The 20,329-nt window shown below is 64.9% G+C and carries 16 protein-coding genes and 1 tRNA gene; 4 read left to right on the top strand and 13 right to left on the bottom strand.

The annotated features are described in order from the left end of the window. The first annotated feature begins 506 nt into the window (after positions 1 to 506). A complete protein-coding gene (locus QZY44_RS17520; protein WP_295449029.1) occupies positions 507 to 1,172 on the top strand; it encodes a response regulator transcription factor in 666 nt (221 codons plus the stop codon). On the opposite strand, the gene QZY44_RS17515 is transcribed toward QZY44_RS17520, so the two are convergent. From QZY44_RS17515 to QZY44_RS17505, 3 genes are all read right to left on the bottom strand, one after another. Beyond that, a complete protein-coding gene (locus tag QZY44_RS17515) occupies positions 1,134 to 6,272 on the bottom strand; it encodes an AAA family ATPase (RefSeq protein WP_295449026.1) in 5,139 nt (1,712 codons plus the stop codon). The two genes, QZY44_RS17520 and QZY44_RS17515, sit on opposite strands and share 39 nt — an antisense overlap. A 49-nt stretch (positions 6,273 to 6,321) precedes the next feature. Next, positions 6,322 to 7,392 (bottom strand): linear amide C-N hydrolase, encoded by a 1,071-nt coding sequence (locus tag QZY44_RS17510; protein ID WP_295449023.1) that lies wholly within the window; start codon positions 7,390 to 7,392, stop codon positions 6,322 to 6,324. Between the two features lie 935 nt (positions 7,393 to 8,327). Next, positions 8,328 to 8,415 (bottom strand) — tRNA-Ser (locus QZY44_RS17505). 230 nt (positions 8,416 to 8,645) lie between these two features. On the opposite strand from QZY44_RS17505, the gene QZY44_RS17500 reads away from it, so the two are divergent. Both QZY44_RS17500 and QZY44_RS17495 read left to right on the top strand, forming a co-directional pair. Then, positions 8,646 to 9,314, top strand: a complete 669-nt coding sequence (locus tag QZY44_RS17500; protein WP_295449020.1) for a Bax inhibitor-1/YccA family protein — start codon at positions 8,646 to 8,648, stop codon at positions 9,312 to 9,314. A 250-nt stretch (positions 9,315 to 9,564) separates the two neighbouring features. Next, positions 9,565 to 10,488: an NAD(P)H-binding protein gene (locus QZY44_RS17495; RefSeq protein WP_295449017.1), complete on the top strand. Its 924-nt coding sequence runs from the start codon at positions 9,565 to 9,567 to the stop codon at positions 10,486 to 10,488. A 116-nt stretch (positions 10,489 to 10,604) separates the two neighbouring features. On the opposite strand, the gene sbcB is transcribed toward QZY44_RS17495, so the two are convergent. The 7 genes from sbcB to gvpA all read right to left on the bottom strand — a co-directional run bounded on the left by sbcB (position 10,605) and on the right by gvpA (position 15,529). Continuing rightward, positions 10,605 to 12,047 (bottom strand): exodeoxyribonuclease I, encoded by a 1,443-nt coding sequence (gene sbcB / locus QZY44_RS17490; protein WP_295449014.1) that lies wholly within the window; start codon positions 12,045 to 12,047, stop codon positions 10,605 to 10,607. A gap of 167 nt (positions 12,048 to 12,214) precedes the next feature. Beyond that, positions 12,215 to 12,559 (bottom strand): 50S ribosomal protein L19, encoded by a 345-nt coding sequence (rplS, locus tag QZY44_RS17485; protein ID WP_295449011.1) that lies wholly within the window; start codon positions 12,557 to 12,559, stop codon positions 12,215 to 12,217. A 24-nt stretch (positions 12,560 to 12,583) separates the two neighbouring features. Then, a complete protein-coding gene (trmD, locus tag QZY44_RS17480; RefSeq protein ID WP_295449008.1) occupies positions 12,584 to 13,327 on the bottom strand; it encodes a tRNA (guanosine(37)-N1)-methyltransferase TrmD in 744 nt (247 codons plus the stop codon). A gap of 57 nt (positions 13,328 to 13,384) precedes the next feature. Continuing rightward, positions 13,385 to 13,912, bottom strand: coding sequence for a ribosome maturation factor RimM (gene rimM, locus QZY44_RS17475; protein WP_295449004.1), 528 nt, complete (start codon positions 13,910 to 13,912; stop codon positions 13,385 to 13,387). A 98-nt stretch (positions 13,913 to 14,010) separates the two neighbouring features. Then, positions 14,011 to 14,283 carry a 30S ribosomal protein S16 gene (rpsP, locus tag QZY44_RS17470; RefSeq protein WP_295449001.1) on the bottom strand — a complete coding sequence of 91 codons (273 nt, stop codon included), beginning with the start codon at positions 14,281 to 14,283 and terminating at the stop codon, positions 14,011 to 14,013. Positions 14,284 to 14,689: 406 nt separating this feature from the next. Then, on the bottom strand, positions 14,690 to 15,124 hold the full coding sequence (locus QZY44_RS17465) for a hypothetical protein (RefSeq protein ID WP_295448998.1): 435 nt from the start codon (positions 15,122 to 15,124) through the stop codon (positions 14,690 to 14,692). Between the two features lie 186 nt (positions 15,125 to 15,310). Further along, entirely contained in the window at positions 15,311 to 15,529 is a 219-nt protein-coding gene (gene gvpA / locus QZY44_RS17460; protein ID WP_020503491.1) for a gas vesicle structural protein GvpA, read from the bottom strand. 636 nt (positions 15,530 to 16,165) lie between these two features. On the opposite strand from gvpA, the gene QZY44_RS17455 reads away from it, so the two are divergent. Next, a complete protein-coding gene (locus tag QZY44_RS17455) occupies positions 16,166 to 16,729 on the top strand; it encodes a phosphate-starvation-inducible PsiE family protein (RefSeq protein ID WP_295448996.1) in 564 nt (187 codons plus the stop codon). A gap of 166 nt (positions 16,730 to 16,895) precedes the next feature. Here QZY44_RS17455 and QZY44_RS17450 read toward each other — a convergent pair whose 3' ends face one another. Genes QZY44_RS17450 through QZY44_RS17440 form a run of 3 tightly spaced genes read right to left on the bottom strand, consistent with a single transcriptional unit; the run spans position 16,896 to position 20,300 of the window. Further along, on the bottom strand, positions 16,896 to 17,306 hold the full coding sequence (locus QZY44_RS17450) for a hypothetical protein (RefSeq protein WP_295448993.1): 411 nt from the start codon (positions 17,304 to 17,306) through the stop codon (positions 16,896 to 16,898). Positions 17,307 to 17,327: 21 nt separating this feature from the next. After that, entirely contained in the window at positions 17,328 to 19,037 is a 1,710-nt protein-coding gene (locus tag QZY44_RS17445) for a VWA domain-containing protein (RefSeq protein WP_295448989.1), read from the bottom strand. A gap of 57 nt (positions 19,038 to 19,094) precedes the next feature. Next, positions 19,095 to 20,300, bottom strand: a complete 1,206-nt coding sequence (locus QZY44_RS17440; RefSeq protein ID WP_295448986.1) for a toxic anion resistance protein — start codon at positions 20,298 to 20,300, stop codon at positions 19,095 to 19,097. Positions 20,301 to 20,329: the final 29 nt, after the last annotated feature.

The following is a 20,329-nucleotide window of genomic DNA, read 5'->3' as shown; positions in this document are numbered from 1 at the left end:
TAATACGAGTCGCTCTCACTTGGCAGACGCGTTTGGTATTAATTGCAGATACGCGCGTCGTCCGGGACGGCTCGACCAAGGATTTCCCGGCCGTCACGAATAGACGGTGCTGGAAAATGCGAGTTTCCTGTCAGGCACTAGGTAAACAGTTTCCTTGAGTTCCCGACGCCTGTAAATCGCATATTCATGGGGGGCGGCACCCGTCAACCAGCGCTTAAGGAAAAGTGATGGGTGAGGCCGGTAACGGCCATGGCGCCCGCGCCACCCCGGAAGATGAAAGTGGCGGGCGTCTTGGCCGTTCCCCTCCCCGGCCCTCCCCCAATAGGGGAGGGAGAATTGGAGCGCGCTCCCGGCGCGACTTTCACGGCAAAAGCAAGGCGCTTGCCAGGGCGATCACCGTCGCCCTATGATTCCCGCGGCGGAAACGCCACCCCTGATGAGGAGAAAACCCGCCTCCAGGGGCCATCGAGACAGTATCTGGTGAGCAAGTAACCATGGTGTCAACTGTGTCCCTCCCCGCGGTGCGACAGGTGTTGGTCGTCGAGGACGATCCTTCATTTCAGCGCTCCATCGCAGAGGCAGTGATTCAATTGGGGAACCAGTGGCTGGTGCATGGCTTTAAGACCGGGGCTGAGGCCCTGGCCTGCTGTAACGATCCCGCCGCGTGTCTGGATTTGGCCCTGGTTGATCTCGGGCTGCCGGATCTCGACGGTATTGAGGTCATCCGCGCCATCCATGACCGTTTCCCCGCGGTGCCGATCCTGGTGATTTCGGTCGTTTCCACTGAAACACGGGTGCTGGCGGCCATTCGCGCGGGCGCGCTGGGCTATATCTTGAAGGGCGATTCGAGTATTTCGATGACGCGCGCGATCGAGCAAATCATGCAGGGTAACTATCCGATCAGTCCGAAGTTGGCGCGCTATCTATTTAAACTGGCCGGGCGTGGGCCGGCGGCGGGCGTTCCCGAGCTGCCCCGGCTGACGAGCAAGGAGGCCGAGCTACTGCAACATCTGGCCAGCGGAAAGTCATACGGTCAGGCTGGGGAGGCGATGGGCGTGGCGCTGTCAACCGTCCAGTCCTATATCCGCAATCTCTATCGCAAGCTCGATGTCCACTCCCAGACGCAGGCCGTGTCACGGGCCCGGGAGCACGGGCTCCTGGTCAAAGGATAGGCTCAGGGAGATACAGGTGCCCGGTGCACGACGGCTGAAGTGGAGTCGGGCGCCAATGTCCCGTGCGCGGTGTTGCATATTGCCCATGCCGCGTCCTTGCTCGACCGCTTCCGGGATACCGATGCCGTCGTCCGCCACGGTGATGTGCAATTGCCCGTCCGCCTGATAGATCGCGTGTAAGTCGATCTGGCTGGCCTGGGCATGTTTGAGTGCGTTGTTCAGGGCCTCCTGCACGATGCGCAGGATTTGCAGGATCAGCCGCTGATCGATCGGCGGGCAGGCATCCAATACGATGTGCCAGTCGACCCGGACCGGTTGCTCGGACAACCGGTTCGCGCAGCGATAGCGATAATCGACGATGGCGTCGCGCAGGCTTTTCTCCTCATTGCTCATGGTGTCGACGACCAGATAGAGGTCGTCGAGGCATTCGTGCAACAAGACCTGGATTTGGGCTTGGGTGAGCTCACTGTGCGCAATGCGCAGCCGGGCGCTGGCCAGTTGGGAACCAAAGCCGTCGTGCATGTCCTGCAACAGCCGTTCGCGTTCGTCCGTGCGCGAACGTTCGACCTCAATGGCGGTGAGTTGCTCATAGGCGTGGCGCAGTGCCTGTTCGCGATCCGCAACCTGGCGTTCGAGTGACCCGTAGAGTCGGGCGTTTTCGATTGAAATCGCCAGCTGTCCGCACAGCATGGATACGGCCTCAATGCGTGCGGCGGTGAAGGCGGCGCGAAACAGCCGATTCTCCAGGACCAGAAAAGCCGTGAGCCGCCCATGGCCGAAGACCGGCAGGCCCAGCAGTGAGCATAGTGGCAGATCAGCGAAGTGTGGATCACCGGCAAAGCGGCGGTCGATCACCGCATCGTCGGAGACCACGGAGGTGAGCGTTGTCAGTGCCAACCGCAGCCCTTTGGCGGAGATGATTGCGCGTTGCGCGGCCTCCTCTACCGCCATGCGCCCCAACGATTCCCCGTGGTGTAGCCCACCTTCCAGGTGCCAGCGCCCCGCCTCATCGGCCATCAGTATTCGCACATCGGTGGCGCCGGTCAGTTGGCTCAGCAGTTCCACCACCCGCTCGACCAGTCGCGGCAGCGACCGTTCAGACGCCAGTGCCTGGGATGCGCGCAGCAGGGCCACCTGGTCGAGGGCATCGGCACCCATACTGCCGCTGCTGCCATACTCGCCCGAGTCCAGAAACGGTAGACTCATGCGCATCGCTCGCGCCTTGCCCGTCGCGCCCCACTGCCGATAGAGTGCATGCGCCCTGGTCAGCAGCGCGCGACCGGCGTGCTCCAACCCGTGCCGCATGAAGCAGTGTCCGGCGCGTTCGGTGATCAGCGCCTGGTGCCAGGGCCGCGCCTGCGCCTGGCGCATGGCCTGCTCGAACGCCTGGAATGCGTCAGCGGATTGGCCCAGGGCGTCCAGCCGCTGCGCCTCCACCAAGGTGGCGAGATGACCAAAGTTCATGGGCGCCGCTGCGGCGCGGTCCCCAAGCCAGGTTTGGTGGATGGCGAGTCGTTCCCCGAGCGCGGTGCGGCTGGCTTGCGGTGTGACGCGGATTTGCGCGATGAGCACCAGTGACTGCAGCACGCTGATCAATGCCGTTGCGTAATGACCGTGGATCGCTAGACTGAGCTTTACGGCCGGCTCGACATGGCAGGCCAGCGCCTGTTCATCGTGAAACAGACAGGCCGCCAGCGCACGGTAGAGGTGGAAGTAGCACAGCGCCTTCGGATTCTCCCGGGCGGCAAGCTGATACGTCGATTCGTCGAAGTCGGCGTCGGTGAAACTTCCCGGCCCGGCGGTCTTACCTTCCAGTGAGCGGATCAATTGTCGATAAGGCAAGTACGACTGCTCGGCATGCAAATTCCCGACCTTGTGCGCAAAGCTGAGTGCGGACGCGTTCTCTGCTTGTATGTCGGTAAGCCGGGCGCAGGTATCCAGTAGGGCGGCCTGCGTTGGGTAGAAGACGAAAGAGGCAAATTCCTCGTCGCCGGCACGCAATAATTCACGGAACGCCTGGCGCGCATGAGCGACATCCTCCTCAAGCGGGTGCAGCCAATGACTGATATAATTGGCATAAAAGAACAGGGCATGCGCGGTCTCGCGGCTGTGTTCCCGTACCCGGCCCACAGCGAGTACGATCCGTGCCAAGCGTTCTGCGGTGGCGAAATCGCGGCACATTCCAATCAGGGGCGAGCCCACGCAGGCCATTGGAAAGAGGGCTGCCGCACAATAGCCTTCTTCGATCCAAAGTCGACCCAGGCGCAGCACCAACCAAGCCGAGAGGATCGGATGACAGGCGTTGGCCGCGAGCAGCATGTTGTTCATGAGTTTGGCGGCACCCGCTAGGCGTGGGTCAGTCAGCTCCGCACGCTCCCCCAGGTGTTCAAGCGCGCCAACTGCGACATGACGATAGAAGGCCCCCAGTTCTTGTCCCAGGGCGGTCTCCGGCTGGATGGATGCAGTGGTTTCCCGGTTCGCCATACCATGCAGCACAAAGACGTCGGAAAACTCTGCGAATAACGTCTTGAGGCTGCGATCGAGGTCGTCCAGCGGGATCGTCAGGCCGTGTCGGGCGACGCGTTCGCATCCCAGCGCGATGGCCTCTCGGTAGCGGTTGCGATTGACTAGATTTGCAATTTGTATGCACGTGGGGTCAACCAGCAGTTCGGGGCCTGCGCTGTTCGCCAGGAGTTGTGCATAGACGGCGTCCGCCTCGCCTTGGCGTGCCTGGCTGTGGAGCGTGAGGTGCAACTCGGCATGCAGATCGAAAGCGGTCTGGTGTTCGCTGTGCCAGGCGTCCGTCGGCAACAGGTCCAGACTCAAGCGCACGAAGCGTTCGGCGGTGGTAAAGTCGCCGGCCCGGCGGGCCCGGACGGCGGCGGTGAGAAACAGGTCGCGGGCGAGTGCCCGTTCGGTCGTTGCAATAATCAAGGGGGCCGCGGCGGCATAGTGGCGGGCGGTGTGCATGCGCAGGCTTGGGTCGCCGCCGGGCTGGGCGAACCTTCTGGCCATGGCCAGATGGAGGCGATGCCGCCACGCGTCGTCGCGTAGCCCGTAGGCCGCCTGCTGCATCCGGTCGTGACAGAATCGCAGCGTAACGCCTCGATCGGCCTGATGAAACGCAAGCGCATTGGGCGTGATGAGAACCCCGCGCTCCAAGGCTGGCAGGAGTCGCCTGGTGAGCGTGTCCGGTGTCTGCGCGGTGGCGAGCGCCAGCAACGCCAGTGTGCATTCGTTGCCCAGGCAGGCGGCGGCGACCAGCGACTCCGCGGTCTCAGTGGCGAATTCGCCCAACCCTGCGGCGAGGAAGTCAACCACATTGTCACTGGCCCGGTGGGCCAGGATGGTCGCGATGTCCCAGTGCCATCGCCCCTGCTCCGGGTCGGGACGCAATGCGCCCTGCCGGTAGAGGGCATCTAAGAATGCAATGGTAAAAAATGGGTTGCCGTGGGTTTTGGCGAACAGGGCCCCGGTGAGCAGGGGCAACGCGGCGGCTGGCGTTTGCAGCATGTCGGCGAGTAGTGCGTTGAGATCGCTCACCGTCAGGCTGGTCAGCGTCAGCACCGGGGCAGGACTCCCGTTAGCGGTTGGCCGGTGCAGCAGCCGCAGGAGCGGATGGCCTTGCGCGGTTTCGTTGTCACGGTAGGCGCCGATCAGCAGCAGGCCATGGAGTCCGGGGTCCTCCAGCAGCGCCCCGATGAAGTCCAGAGACGGCTGATCGGCCCATTGCAGGTCGTCGAGAAACAACACCAACGGATGTTCGGGTGTGGCGATCTGGCGCAGCAGGGCGACCAGCAGGGCCCGCAGGCGCACCTGCGATTCCAGCGGTCCGAGCGGCGGCGGCGGCGTTTGCGCGCCGAGCAGCGCCTCCAGTTCCGGTATCACCTCGAACAGTGCGCCGGCGTCCGGGCCCAGGCCCGCCAGCATCCGCTCGCGCCGCCGTATGACTGCCGTCTCGGGTTCGGCCAACAGCAACTGGCACAATTGACGCAGGCTTTGTGCGGGCGCCAGAAAGGGGCGATCCCGTTGAAACTGCTCGAACTTGCCGCTGATGAACAGACCGTCGCCGAGTGTGACCGGGCGGTCCAGTTCGTGGATCAGTGCCGTCTTGCCGACCCCCGAATAACCGGCGATAAACAGTGCCTGAGTGCCGCCCCCTTGATCGTCAGTGCGGGTGACGCTCGCAAAGGCCGCTCGCAGTGCCGCCAGTTCCTGGCTGCGTCCATACAGGGCATGGGGCGGGCGGGGCCGCAGTGGCAGGTCGCGCGCCTGCAACTGCACCCGCGTGAGCGGTGCCTGTTCCGCGAGCGCTTGGCGTAATGCCCGCAGGTCATGGGCTAGCCCTGCGGCGCTTCGGTAGCGCTCGTCCGGTTCCTTGGCCAGTAGCGCCAGGATCAACTCGGATAACCGGGAGGGCAACCAGGTGGCTAGCTCCCCCGGTGGCCGCGGGGCGCGGGCCAAATGGGCATGGATCAGGGGCAGCGTGTCGGTCTCCCCAAAGGGGGGGGCGCCGGTCGCCAGGGCGTAGAGCGTGGCGCCCAGCGAATACAGATCGGTGCGGCAATCCACCGGTCGATTCATTCGCCCGGTCTGCTCGGGCGACAGGTAGGCCGGGGTACCCGGCAGGCGACTCAAGGGGTCGAACCCCGGGTGTTCTTCGGCAAAGGTGGTGGCCAGATCGAAGTCGATGATCTGCACTCGCCGGTCGTCCAGTCGTACCACGATATTGGCGGGGTTCAGATCCTTGTGGATCACGCCGCGCCCGTGGATCTCGGCCACCTGGTGCGCCAGGGCCGTGGCCAGGGTGAGGAAGCACTCCAGGTCGGGTTGCCCCAAGAGGCCCGCGTCGCTCAACGGTACGCCGCCGAAGTCCACCATCGCCAGCTCCGGGACGGTTGGGTCGTAGTGCACCAGGCGCGGACAGTCGGCGAGGCCCCGCAATTGCTTCAGGATGCGCTGTTCATTGTGTAGCGCGGACTGGGCCGTGAGCGCATTGTCGTTGTCCGTTCCCCGCTTGATGATCAGCGGTCCTGCCACGGGATCAACCACGCGGAACACCCGATGGTGTTGCCCCCGGTGAATTTCAGTTTCGATCACATTTACTCCGACGGCGATACGCAGGACGTCACGCTATGGTAAGCAGCGCTTAGTTGACCGGCACGGCGAGAAATTCAAAGGGCGCTTGGGGTGTGAATTGCGCGGCGACGTTACCGGCGTAGATGGCGCCGCCGGTGAGTGTGAGTTTTCCGGCCGCCGTTCCCGGGGTAAAATCGAGCTCTGCCAGGTTGACCCAGAAGACATTCGGCGTGCGGGTCGATTCGAAATAATAGCGCCGGTTCTTGTGGTCCGCGACCGTGCGCCACAGGGTCGATGAGATGTTGGGCTGACCCGGGGTGGAGATGCCCAGTGGCACCGACACATTGCGGATCACCGAGAAGGCACTGGCTACCGCCTCCGCGTTATCGGTCGTCTGGGGGATGGCGTTGATATAGAAGGAGGCGCGCACGAAGCGGTCGGCCGCGCGATTGGTGCCCGGCAGCATGATCGTACCGCCGATCTGCTGCCAGTAAGCGTCGAGCGCCAGTTGGTGCTGGTAGATCGGCGAGTTGGTCATCACCTGGTATTGACGGCCATGGTGAATCACCAGTTTGCCGCCGATATATTCAAAGACGGCCGAGTCGCCCGCCGCGTCCGAGATCGACACATGCACGTTGCCCGCTACGCCATCCGGCGAGGCCACGGGTACGACATAGAATGGCTCGGCGCGCAGCGCCGCCACCGCCTCGGCGACCGTGGCGTAGTTGTCGAGGAGGTATTGTACCCAGGCGGAAATCGAGAGCGGCAGGCGCGGATCGCCGGGTGCCGGTTGCACATAGTCTGCTTCGCTCAGATAAAGCAGGTTCGCGACCAGGCCCCGCTCGTTCATGCCGTCGGCAGTGGCGGCATCGAATGCCGTGGTGATGACGCTGCCGTATTTCGAGGTCCAGCGAATCGCCGTCGGTCCGGCAGCGCCATCACGCGCCATGCCGCGCGGGAATGACCAGAGGTTCGACCCCAGATCGGATTTCCAGTCCATGCTGCGCACGGTGATGATGGTGTCGTCGGGGCCCAGGTAGACGGCCCGAGTGCAGGCGTCGGCCGTGGGGATCGGCGTGAGCGCCACGGTCAGGGCGAGGGCGCCGCCGCCCAGTCGTTGATGTAATCGGTTGTTGGGCATGATGCCTATCCCCTGGGCTGAGAGGCCAAGTGTTGCATGGGCGAAGATACCTTGGGGAGAGGATGATGCCACGTTCAAGTGGCAACCGGGAGCCTGGTGAACTGGCGGCGGCCTGGCCCGGATGACTATTCCGGCCACCCCGGCCCGACCGTGGCATTGCGTCCACAAGCGCTGTGGCCGCTTCTGTGGATAACCTGTGTGCCCTGGCCGCAACACGCGGGTGGATAAGGATAAGGTGGCGAGCGGTCAGTCTTTGCTCAGGGGCGCGACGAACGCTCCACAGCCCCTGTGGTCAGCGCTGTGGATAGGCTGTGAAACCGGGGCGCAAGGGACTGGCGAACCTGGTCATTGTGACCGTTGATCACGTTGTGACCGGCGCTGGTCCGGCCCGGCCGCTGAGCGTCCTTGCCGGCCGACGGTCGGTGCTCCCGCGGGCCGCTGGCCTGGGCAAGGGTCCGTCAGGCGCAAAGACGGACCGCGCAAACGCCTGAACCGCTCGGCCTCGGGGTCCTGAGAAGTTCACCCACTCGGCGCGGGCCCCGTCCAGTCAGGGCTCCGGATTGGCGGGGCTTGGTGATCGCGGGCCAAAAGAAATGCCAATAGGCAAGGCTGTATCTATAAACCCCTGTTCTGATGCGCAAAAAACTCGTGAATATCATGAAAGTCATGTCCATGTGAAATCATTTCTGGTGCGACGAGGACGGCGGCGAGTCGGCCGAGTGGCCATTGATCCTGCCCATGTTCAGGCACTGCCGTCGGGTGGCGGTGCGTCACAGTGACAACGGGCGACCATCCCGCGGCAGGCGTACGGACTACCGTTCGTCGGCTGGTTGAAGCGAAAACAGGGCTATGCAGATCTTAGAAAGCGGGGCAGGCGGGAGTTCTCTCAGGCGGGGCGTGCTAAGCGGCTAACGGGAAAGGGTTTTTTCAGAGATTGGCGGAGAGGGAGGGATTCGAACCCCCGGAGGATTACTCCTCAACGGTTTTCAAGACCGCCGCTTTAAGCCGCTCAGCCACCTCTCCAGATGCGACAGGGGAGGGCGCCCGCCTTGTACTCGGCGCAAAGGACCCTACCTGTTGGGCTGCCAAGGATAACCGAATCCGCGCGGACACCCAAGCACTCATGGCTTTGCCTGCGGCCTGGGGTCCGGTATCCTTAACGCAACTCGGCCTTCGCGCCCGGGTCTGACGCGTCGCTCGTCGCCTTCGACGGTACCGTCACAACGCAATCTTTACCAGGAGTTGAGACCACCATGGCCTACCCCGACTACACCCTGATCCGCGGCGCCCAAGACGCCGTCGCGGCGAACAAGGTGCTAAAGAACACCTACCTGCTGCTCGCCGCTACCCTGGGCTTCAGCGCCCTGACCGCCATGCTGTCCATGGCCCTGCACATGCCGCCGATGGTTTACATGGGGGCGGTGCTGATCTCCATGGTGCTCGGGATCTTCGTGCTGCCCCGGACGGCGAACTCCGCTTCCGGCATCGGCGTCATTTTCCTGATCACCGGGCTCTTGGGCTTCGGACTGGGGTCCATCCTCAGCGTCTATCTGGCCATGCCCAACGGTCCCGGGATCGTCGCCACGGCCTTCGGCGGCACGGCGCTGATCTTTCTGGGACTCTCGGGCTACGCCCTGACCTCCAAGCGTGACTTCAGCTTCCTGGGCGGGTTTGTCTTCGCCGGTATGATGGTGGTGCTGGTCGCGAGTATCGCGAATATCTTCTTTGCCATGCCCGCCTTGGCGCTGGCCATTTCCAGCGCGGTGATCCTGCTGATGAGCGCCCTGATCCTCTTCGACACCAGCCGCATCGCCCGTGGTGAAGAGACCAACTACATCATGGCGACCTACAGCATCTATCTGAGCATCTTCAACCTGTTTATCAGCCTGTTGCAGTTGCTCGGCCTGTGGGGTGACGATTAACTCTGAACCCGCGGGCTTTCTGTCCGGATTGACGGTAAGACGAACCCCGACCTAGTGTCGGGGTTTTTTTTGGTCGACTCGGGCTCCCGGCCGCGACGCGTGTGGACATCGGCGCCACTGCCGAGGCGCTGGGGAAATTGACTGTGGGATGTCTGAGTCCCTCGCTGTTCACGGGTAAGCACCTCAGGTTGAGAATCGAGCGCCTGCCACCAATTTAAGGACATTGGTTTTAGGTTGCGGAGACAACGACATGAAGGTTGCAATCATCGGTGGGACCGGGTTCGTAGGGTCTTACCTGGTCGAGCGTCTGCTCCAGGACGGTCACACTCCCCGGCTATTGGTTCGGCCCGGTAGCGAGTCCAAGGTCGAGCGGTCGGACGGCTGCGAGCGGGTCGCGGGCGAGGTGAATGATGCGCGGGCGCTGCGGGAGTGTCTCCAAGGGACGGTGGCCGTGATCTATCTGATCGGCATCCTGCGCGAGTTTCCGGCCCGCGGCATCACCTTCGAGGCGCTGCAGCACCAGGGTGTGATCGATACCCTGACGGCGGCCCGCCAAGCGGGTGTCACGCGCTTCATCCTGATGAGCGCCAACGGGATTCGTGCCGACGGCAGCGCCTATCAGCGCACCAAGTTCCAGGCCGAGGAGGCGCTGAAGGCGTCGGGCCTGCGCTGGACCATCTTTCGCCCCTCGGTGATCTTTGGCGACCCGCGTGGGCGCATGGAATTCTGTGATCAGCTCAAGCGCGACATCATCTTGAGTCCGCTGCCCGCCCCCCTGTTCTTCCCGGGGCTGCTGCCGCTGAAGGCCGGCCAGTTCGAACTGGCCCCAGTGGCGGTCACGGATGTGGCGGCGGCCTTTGCCCTGGCCCTGACCGACCCGGCTACGGAGTCGCAGACCTACAGCCTGTGCGGGCCGGATCGCCTGAGTTGGAAGGCCATCCTCACCGCCATCGCCGCCGCCTGCGGTCGGTCCAAATGGATGTTGCCGGCGCCCGCCGGCGTGGTGAAGGCGGCGGCGGCCCTATTGGAACGCTACCCCTGGTTCCCCATCACCCGTGGACAGATCGAGATGCTGCTGGAGGGAAATGTTTGTACCGGGGACGACGGATTTGCGCGACTGGGGATCACGCCGCGGCGATTCGCACCGGAGACCCTGGGCTACCTGAGGAACTGAAGCGGTGAATGTCCTGCGGACCGGGTTTGGTCTGCGGGCGTAGGGGCGGGTTTCAAACCCGCCCCTACTACGGCGAGTCCCGATCGGATGGCCGGGGCGAATGGCTATCCCTGTCGTCAGTCCCCGGCGTCCATCAGTGTCTCGGCCCAGGCGGTCAACGCATCGATAATCTTCAGCTTCGCCGGGTCGGCGGCATGAGTCTCACCGAGCGCGGCGATTTGCGCTTCGTACTGATCCAGCTGGATGCTGCCGCCGCCCTGGGGGTCGGTGAGCCGGGTGAGGCGCCAGGCGTCCCACGCTTCGCGCTCATCCGGCGTTAGGATCTCGGGCCAGTTACGGGCGCGATAGCGAAAGACCATCTCCGGCAGACGCGGATCGGCGAAGCGCGGTGTGGCGTCGGCGAGCTCCGTTGGGGGCCGCTGCCGGATACGCTCCAGGGTCCGGCGATCGGCATCCGACAGGAATCCGCCGCAGTAAAGCATCAGGTCCGGGTCGGTGTCCGTCTGGGCGTCCGGTGGTGCCTGATGCACGGCCTGGACGCGGCTGCGGATGGCGGCGGCGTGTTCCCTGACGAAGGATGCCCGCCGGACCACCTGGTCCGGGTCGATCGACCAGCGCCCGGCTGCGGCCGAGGGGAGTGTCTTCAGCGGGGCCAGCACGGGGGAGTGATTGACCTTGACGGTCTTGAGTGGGATGCGCTCGACCCCGGCCGGCAACTGCGCGCTGGGCGTGAAAAGCCGCATGCGCAATTCTTCCACCGTAAGGTCCAGCAGCAGCTGCGGATCGGTCCGCAGATCCAGGCAGATCACGCCGTTGTTGTTGGTTGGGTGCGGGGCTACCGCCACCACCGGGGCGATGCACCCCAGCGCAGCCGGGAAGCGGGCGGAGGCGTGCAGCAGGGGGTCGCCTTTCTCCAATAGGGTGCGCACCAGACGCTTGTCGCGCAGGGTCAGGGCGTAGTCATAGAGCCGGGGCTGGGCGCCGCGCAGCAGTCGGGCGACGGCGATGGTCGCCTGTACGTCGGCCAGGGCGTCATGGGCGCCGGTGTGCGGGATGGCGTTGGCGTTGGTCAGGTCCGTCAGGCGAAAGGAGGTGGTGCCGTCCTCGCGCAGCGGCCAAGTGATGCCTTCCGGGCGCAGGGCCTGGGCCAGGCGCAGGGTGTCGATGAGGTCCCAGCGCGAATTGCCGTTCTGCCACTCCCGGGCATAGGGGTCGCGCAGGTTGCGGTAGAAAAGGTGGCGGGTCACCTCGTCGTCGAAACGGATGCTGTTGTAGCCGGTCCCGCAGGTGTCTGGGACAGCCAGCGCGTCCGCGATGGCGGCGGTGAATTCGGCCTCGATCACGCCCTTTTCATTGGCAAGCTGGGGCGTGATGCCGGTAATCAGGCAGGCTTCAGGCTGGGGTAGCAGGTCTAGGGCGGGCCGGCAATAGAGCACCAAGGGCTCGCCGACCGGGTTGAGGTCGGCGTCGGTGCGCAGCCCGGCGAACTGGCAGGGGCGATCCCGCCGCGGATCGGCGCCCCAGGTCTCATAGTCGTGCCAGTAAAAGCTCGCGGTCATAAGACCTCAGCTGGTGGCGCTTTGAGGACGGTCGGTCAGGGTGCTATCCGAGAATCTGTCGCTGTGGGGAGGCTGCGGTCTGCGCCGGAAACAAAGTGAGGCAGACCAAGGGTCCGCCGCTCCTCATAGCCCCGGCACATGCCGCACCCTCGCGCGGCGGACCCTGCCTACAGCTTTTCCTTGATGCGGGCGGCCTTGCCGGTGAGCCCGCGCAGGTAGTAGAGCTTGGCGCGACGCACGTCGCCCCGGCGCTTGACCTGGATCTCGGCGATGATCGGGCTGTAGGTCTGGAACACGCGCTCCACCCCCTCGCCGTGGGAGATCTTGCGCACGGTAAAGGCCGAGTTGAGGCCACGGTTGCGCTTGGCGATGACGACGCCCTCGAAGGCCTGAAGGCGCTCGCGTTCGCCTTCCTTCACCTTGATCTGGACGACCACGGTGTCGCCCGCGGCGAAATCCGGAACCTGACGGTTCATCTGCTCGGCATCGAGCGCTTGTATGATATTGCTCATTATTTCCTAAGCTCCTGTTCTCGCTCACCCGGCCGTGTGGCGGGCCTGGATAAATTCATCGAGCAGCGCCTGATCCACTGGGTTCAGACCCCGTCGCGCCAACAATTCGGGCCGCTTGAGCCAGGTCCGGCCGAGTGCCTCACGGCGGCGCCACCGCGCAATCGCCGCGTGGTCGCCGCCGATCAGGACCGCCGGTACCGACCGCCCCTCCACCTGCTCCGGGCGGGTGTAGTGGGGGCAATCGAGCAGTCCGTCAGTATGCGAGTCCTGCGCCGCGGACTGCGCGTGACCCAGTGCCCCCGGCAGCAGCCGGATCACCGCGTCCATGACCACCATGGCCGCCAGTTCACCGCCGCTCAGTACGTAGTCGCCGATGGACCACTCCTCGTCCACCTCGCGCTCGAGCAACCGCTCATCGATCCCTTCATAGCGTCCGGCGACCAAAATCCAGCCGTCGGCCTGCGCAATCTCGCCCATCGCCGCCTGATCGAGCAGGCGCCCCTGGGGCGACAGGTAGGCCACCCGACTGTTGGGGGCCTGGGCGCGGGCCGCGCCGATCGCGTCCCGCAACGGCTCCACCTTCATAACCATCCCGGGCCCGCCGCCGTAGGGGCGGTCATCGACGGTACGATGCACGTCGCGGGTGTAATCCCGCGGGTTCCAGAGGTGCAGCGCGGCGATTCCGCGGGTCAGGGCGCGACCGGTCACCCCCTGATCCAGCAGCATCCGGAAGAGATCCGGGAGCAGGGTCACCACATCGAAACGCATGGGGGTCATCCGCTCAGTGCCCAGGTCGACCGGCGCCAGACACCAACGGTGCCGGCACTAGAAATCCGGGTCCCAGTCCACTTGAATCAACCGCCGCTCGAAATCCACTGATCGGACCACCGCGTCCCAGGTGAAGGGCAGCAGGCGCTCGCGCTCACCGACCACCACCAGCACGTCATTGGCTCCGGTCGAGAACAGGTGGCTCACCTGTCCCAAGGCCACGCCGTCCAGGGTCTCGACGGCGAGTCCCTCCAAGTCGATCCAGTAAAATTCGTCCGCCTTGGCCGGGGGCAGGCGGTCGCGGGTGACCGCGATTTCCTGGCCCACCAAGGCTTGCGCCTGATCGCGATCGTCGCAGCCCTCCAGCCGCACCACCACGCCCTTACTGTGCGCCCGTCCCTCCGCTACCCGGCGGGGCTGATCGGAGTTGCCGAGCAGCCAGGGCGAATAGCGAAGAATGCCTTCGCGCGGCATGGTCTCGGAAAAGACCTTGACCCAGCCGCGCACCCCGTAGACGCCGTCGATGTGCCCGAGAACCAGGCGCTTGACCGCGGGACACTGCCCATCGGGGCCGCTATCAGGCATGGTCGGTGCGCTCGGGTAAAGGACTGGTCGGACGCCCGGGCTGAACGTCCGGTCGTGCTTTTAGGTGGGTGGGCTGGGTCGCAACCGGGGGTCGCGCGCTAGGCCGCCGCAGGGATCGCTGCCGCGGCTTCGCGGGCCGCCTGACGCAGCAGCTGACGGACGCGGTCCGTCGGCTGGGCGCCGTTCTTGATCCAGTGGTCCGCGCGGGCGCGGTCTACCCGCAACGGCACCTCACCGCCGCGGGCGGTGGGGTTGAAGAAACCGATACGCTCAATGTAGCGCCCATCACGGGGCGAGCGGATGTCGGTAACGACAATCTGGTAGAAAGGGTGCTTCTTAGCACCGCCGCGAGTCAAACGGATCGTGACCATGGTCTGTCCTAGCTAGAGACGAATAGCCCCCTGAACACGCAACGCAACCCATTGGCTGCCGTTCAGGCCCTGTTCAGTCGGGGGGCGCGAAAAAAACACGGTGCGGAGCCGGCCCCGCAGTAAACGCGCAAGTATACAGAAATTCGGTCCAAACGAAAGTGCGGAGTGCGCAAATCAAGATCGGCTCAGGGGCGGTGCGGCGAGCGACGCAAGACCGGGTCGACGAGGCGGCGGCCGCGTACAGCCAAGCTTGCTCTTCGAGCGCTTGACCTTGATGTTTCGAAGCGCAGTTGCCGCCCGTGACCTGCCGTAACTGCACCGCAGTCTCAGCAAGTCCGGGCGGATCAAGTGTACCGTCTTCTAGGGTGCAACGGCGCGGTTATTGCCGGCGCTGCGGTGGGACCCGTCACCCGTGCTTCGCCGCGCCCGCGGCGCCCTTTACCGGCGGCTTCTGTTGGCCGGCAGTCTTGTGCGGGGTCTTGTGTGCAGCCTTGGCCTGGGCCGGGGACGCGGCGGTCCCCCGCCAGGCCTGAGCGCCTGCGCTGCGCTCCTCGGCCAGTTCGGTGACCAGTGCGACCGTCTGGCGCTGGAGGTCAGCGACGCTGCTGCCGAGTTGGGCGAGGAAGGCGTTGCGATCAGCCCGTGCGGCTTCGGCCATGTCGGCATGGGCCTCACGGAAATCGGCCTGCAAGGTTTCTACGGTGGTTTTCAGGTCACTGATGAAGGCCTGTGCGGCGTCGGTGATTTCCTGGCGCGTGTCGGCGATCAGTGTTTGGCGGGCGATACGCTCGGACTCGATCTCGTCGCGCAGTCGTCCCATGTCTTCGGCAAAACGGCCCATTGTCTGTACCTCATATCTCGTTGCGAAAATCGCACCGGGAGTCAGGCCAGTCCGCGGACCGTCGCCACTGCCGGGGGCGGCGCGGTTGGCCACGTGACCCGGCGCAGGATGCCGCCGTGGGCCGCTGCTGGCGGGCAGCGGGGCGGCATCCCTCTTGGAGCTAATGAAGCTCGCTCAAGCCCTCGATCAGGCCGGGGCCGCCGCCGGGGCGGTGAGGCCGATCGCTTCGGCATACTTCAGGTAGGTCTCGACGGAGGCGATGACCACGCGGGCTTCGACGGCGAGCAGCTCGATACCGACCAGGGAGACCTTCAACCACGCGTCGATCACGATGCCCTTGTCCAGGATGCGGTCAACGACTTCGGCCAAGCTGGAGGAATCGGTGGAGTTGGCGACTTTTGCCATTTTATTTACCCTCTGAACGTCGGAACGAAATGCACATACTGTGCGCTGTCAGCGAACCTACCGGGCCTTGCGGTGGCATCGTGTGTCGATGTGCACCCGCCGCGCCGATCGCCTCTCCTGGACCGACTCCAGTTACGCAGTGGAGGGCTCAGGGTCTTGCGGTGTGGCGTCCTGCCGGCTCGGTTGCTTGCCAGAGATAGGGCATCGGACGTGCCAGAAAAGTGTTGCCGCCACCGTGATTGCGACCTTCATATAAAACAGTGGCATGCAGTTTTTCGGTCCACTCTGTGGCCGGCCTTGCGAGGGACTCGGCATTCTGGGCTATGGAATGGGTTCCATACGTCTGGCGCCGACACCCTAGCGCAGCAGGCCAGCGGCCGACGGATCCTGCCGCTGCCCGGGCGGGATCGCCTGGCGTCTCAGGTGCTCGCCACGCCCGTAGCCGTGTCGCGTCTCGCCCGCACCGCCCGGGTCCGCGTCTCAAGTCGCGCCGCACGACTTCCACCTGAATGCACTCTGATCCGCGTTGTCAGCGAATCCTCAACGCCGGCCTGCCATCCTGATACCTGTCCGCGGCGCCGTGCCGCTCGCCACCGGCGCTTGATGGCAAACCATCTTTGAGAGGAGTAAAGACCCATGGGTCCGAATACAGTAGAAAACGCACTTCCCGCCGATCGCGCCGCGCGGCGGCCCAATCTGCACGCCGCCGGCGCGTCCGGGGGTGCGCTTGGCCCGACAGCCCCTGGCGAGAGCCCGTCCACAACGGCGACCGGCTACAGCCCGCGCATCCTGGACCTGGGCGGCCGTATGCTCGGCCATTTCGAATTGGTTTTTCTGGCGGTGATCAGCATTGCCACCGTGATCGCCAGCGCTCAGGAGGTCGTCGCGATGGTCGGTCGGGGGCAGGTCGCCCTGGCCGATCTGCTGTTGCTGTTCATTTATCTCGAAGTGCTTTCGATGGTGGCGGTCTATCTGGACTCCGGCGCCTTGCCGGTGCGTATCCCGCTCTACATCGCCATGGTCGCCTTGGCGCGTCACATCATCTTGGACATGAAGGAGCTCACCGAGTTAGGGATCGCCGCCTCGGCATTCGCCGTCCTGATCCTGGCCGGTGCGGTGTTGATGGTTCGTTTCGGTCAGGTGCGCTTCCCCTATCAGTCGCGCACCCGCAGCGGGCGGCGTGAGCCGGGTAACGACTAGTGCAACGAAGCAGAGATTTCGAGGCCATCTCCAAATCGTTGTCGTTGTCGACGTGGTCTCGGATCACAACGCTCCTGCCGCTCGATTACGACAACGATAACCGCCGGAAGCGGTCTCGGAATTTGCGCCCTGCTGCGCTAGTCATGAGGGCCACCTGAAGACTGGGCTAAGGCGCCAGTCGCAGCACCGTCCAGCCTCCTCCGCTCGGCAGCTCGCCCGGCGTGGCATTGGTGATGAGGTCGACCTCCTGGGCCTCCCTGCGTTCGTCCACCGGCAGACGCTGCCACAGGTCGGTGAGTTGCCTGGGGGCATAGGGGCTGGCGGGGCCCAGGTCCAGGGTGGGCTGCCACCCGTGAATCAAACCCTTGTCAGTCGCCAGTGCAAAGACGCTGTAACGCCTCCCACTCAATGACTGGAGCACTGGGGGGACCCGGTCCCAGACCCGGCCCATGGGATAGGAACTGTCCACGACCACCAGCACCTTCTTGGGCGAGGCGAGCAGGTAGGCGTGGTAGGCCCCGGCCGTGAGTCCAAATAGACCACAGGCCAGGACCAGCCATTTGCTGAAGGCGCTCATGAGTCGGTACGCCTGCGCTGCCTACATCTGGGCATTGAGCAGGGCGCTCAACTTGTAACGCAGGTCCGCTTCCGTGGCGTTGAAGCTGGCCGCCTCCACCAGTGCGGACAGCCGCGCCAGCTCTTTGATATCGGCATCGAACCCGATGGTATAGACCGGTATACCCAGCGTATGGATAACCGCCTGCACCTCGCCGAAGTTGAGCCCTTCATTGGTCTGTCCATCGGTTAGCACGAACAGCATCGGGCGCACATCGGGGTTCGCCTGGCGATAGTCCTCGAGCATCTGGAGGGCGACAACGATGCCGTTATACATGGCCGTTCCCCCGTCCGCGGCCAGTCGCCCGGCGGCCGTTTGGTAGGCCGCCTTCTGCAGGAGTTGAAAGGGCCGGATCGGGAGCTGGATCGTCACGTTCGATGAAAAACTCGCGAGCCCGATCGCGTTGCTGGGGGCAATGAAGCCGCCGCCGTCGATCAGTGCCCGGCGCAATTGTGCGATCTTGGTCCCGCCCATGGAGCCGCTGACATCCGCCAGAAAGACGGCGGCGATCGGTCGACCAGCGTTCTTTTTCTGTTTCCACAGCCGCTGGGCCTCGATCGCCGTCTTGCCGGAGGGGTCCTTATAGGGTGGGGTCCAGTCGAGCGTAGGGTTGAAGCCATAACGCGTCGCCAGCGCCTGGGGCCCGGGACCGGCGGCAAACCGGGCGAAGCGCTCCAGGACCTCCCGTTGCTCGGGGCTCAGCGGACCCACCGCAAAGAGCGGGTTATCGTGGCGCTGGCCGAAGGGGACGAAGACATAGCCCGAGCTCAGGCTCGGGGTTTGTGCATAGATCGAGTAGCCGAGTACAAAGGCCTCCAGTGAGCCGTCCTGTTCCACCGAGTCGCGCAATTGCGGGGTGGTCATCGCCACGAACGGTACGCTCTTCTGGAATTGTTCCAGCGCACTGGCCACCGCCGGGGAGAGCATGGCCGACTCATCGCCGTGGGCGAAGGTCTGGAGCACGGTCAGGAGGAAGGTGAGTCCGCTGGCCGAGGCGAATGGGTTGGTATAGCCGAGTTGCAGCTTGCCCTGGATCGTGGCATTGACGATATCGGTGATGTCGATGGCTGGCTTGCCGGCCTTGAGCCGCTCGGCCACCGCGCTCTTCATCACCACCCCCGGCACGTCTCCCACCAGGCGCTCAGCGACGACATCGATCTGTGCGCCCTGGGCGCGTGCCATATCCGCCCAGATGGTACTGGAAGGGCTGTAGCCCGCGGGCCGGTATTTGCCGGAGGCGATGTACTCATAGCCGGTCCCCGACGGCATCCAGCGCACCGCAATCTGCGCCGTCTTGCCGCTCGCGAGCGTCTGGCGGGTGGCGTTGAACTGTTGGCCGACCTCGACCATCCAGCCGTCGCGCCCGGTCCCCGACTTGTCGACTGAGACAAAGACCTCCGCCACCACGCTGCGCTCATCGCGGGTCGGATTGACGGGCAGCGCAAAGGTGGCGATGTCGGGGAGAGTGTCGGCGGCATTCGCGGCGCCCGCCATCGTCACATCCACCTGACCCGGGGGGGCGTTGGTGACGGCAATGTTGCCGCGCAGTTGCGCAAGCTTCTGTTTGGCTTGGTCGTAGGTAAGGGGGGAGGAGGGCGATGGACCGCATCCCCCGGCCAGGGTGAGGAGGGCGATGACGGCGCACAGCCACCACGACCGCGGGCCGATGCCGATTGGATTCTTAGACCTCATGGTGTCCTCGCAGCGTGTGATTGGTGTCAGGTGCCGATGTTAAGACCCGTCAGCCGGTCAAGGCGTCGACTCCAGGTCGAGGGTGAGCCGCGGTGCCGCCTGCTCGGCGCTCTGCGCGCGGGCGATGCGTTGGGCGGCGTCCCTGGCCAGCGCGTCGAACTCCAGGATGGTCTTGGCCATCTGCGGCAGGGCCTCCTGGCGATAGCGCGTGATGTCGTCGAGTGCCGTGGCGACATCGGCAAAGGCCTGTTTCAGGGTCCCGATATCCAGGGTCGCGCTGGTCGCCTGCCGGTGGATCGCCGCGCCCTGGTCACGCAGGCGCTTGGCGGTCTCGCCAATCAGGTTCGTGGTCGTCTGGTTAAGTGCGGCCACCTGATCCAGCACCAGCCGCTGGTTGGTCAGGGCCAGGGCCACCACCACCGCGACCTGGAGCGCCGACAGCGTGGTGTCCAGCGCCCGGTTGACACCGCGGACCAGTTCCTGGTTGTTCTGCACGATCAAGGCGATGGCGATCGCCCCCTGGCGGTTCACCGCGAGCTGCGTCTGGAGGTCGATGATGCGCTGGCGCAGCGGGAACAGCAGGTCCTGTTCGATAAAGGCCCGCCGCGGGTCGCCCGCCGGGACTTCACGGTCCAGGAGATATTGGAGCTGAACATCCACCAGTTCGCCGAGCTGAACTTGGCGCTGCAGCCGACCGCTGAGCTCGTGCATGGCGCGCTGGTCCTCCCCGAGCGTGATGTTGTCGCGCTTGAGCTGATCGCGGCCGCGCTCCAGCGCCGCCACGGTGGCGTCGATGGCCGTCTGGGCCGATTCGAATTGGCCGAAATAGCGTCGGATCGGGCCGCCCACCCCGGGCACCGCACCCACTACCCGGCCGAACCAGCCCGGCGTGAAGTTGAACCGGGACGGGTCGAGTGACTCGACCCGCTCGCGCAGTTCCAGCAACGACTTGGCCACCGGACCACCGTCCTCGCCGTTCCTGGCCAGGGTCCGCAGCGGCTGCTGTAGCATGGTGCTGCGCCGCGCCGACTCGCTTTGCAGTGAGCGCCCCATCGACTCGACGGCGGTCCGCGCCGCGTCCGCGTCCGCTGCCGGGAGTGCGACCAGTCCCTGTGCCAGGGTGCGCGCCTGTGCCCGCAGTGCCTCGTCCACCGGCTCAGGCGTCGGGGCGACCTCCTGACTCGGGGCCGGCGTGTCGGGGACCAAATCCAGGCTAAGCATAATGTCGGTTGCGCGGGACGTTGGCGTGGGCGAGTCATTCATCGGTTAGCATCTCCAGCGGTCACGGGGTT

It is taken from the genome of uncultured Thiodictyon sp. (genome assembly GCA_903837595.1).
Taxonomy (GTDB): Bacteria; Pseudomonadota; Gammaproteobacteria; order Chromatiales; family Chromatiaceae; genus Thiodictyon.
The sequence above is the reverse complement of the archived record's forward strand: the minus strand, read 5'-3'. Positions and strand labels throughout refer to the sequence as shown.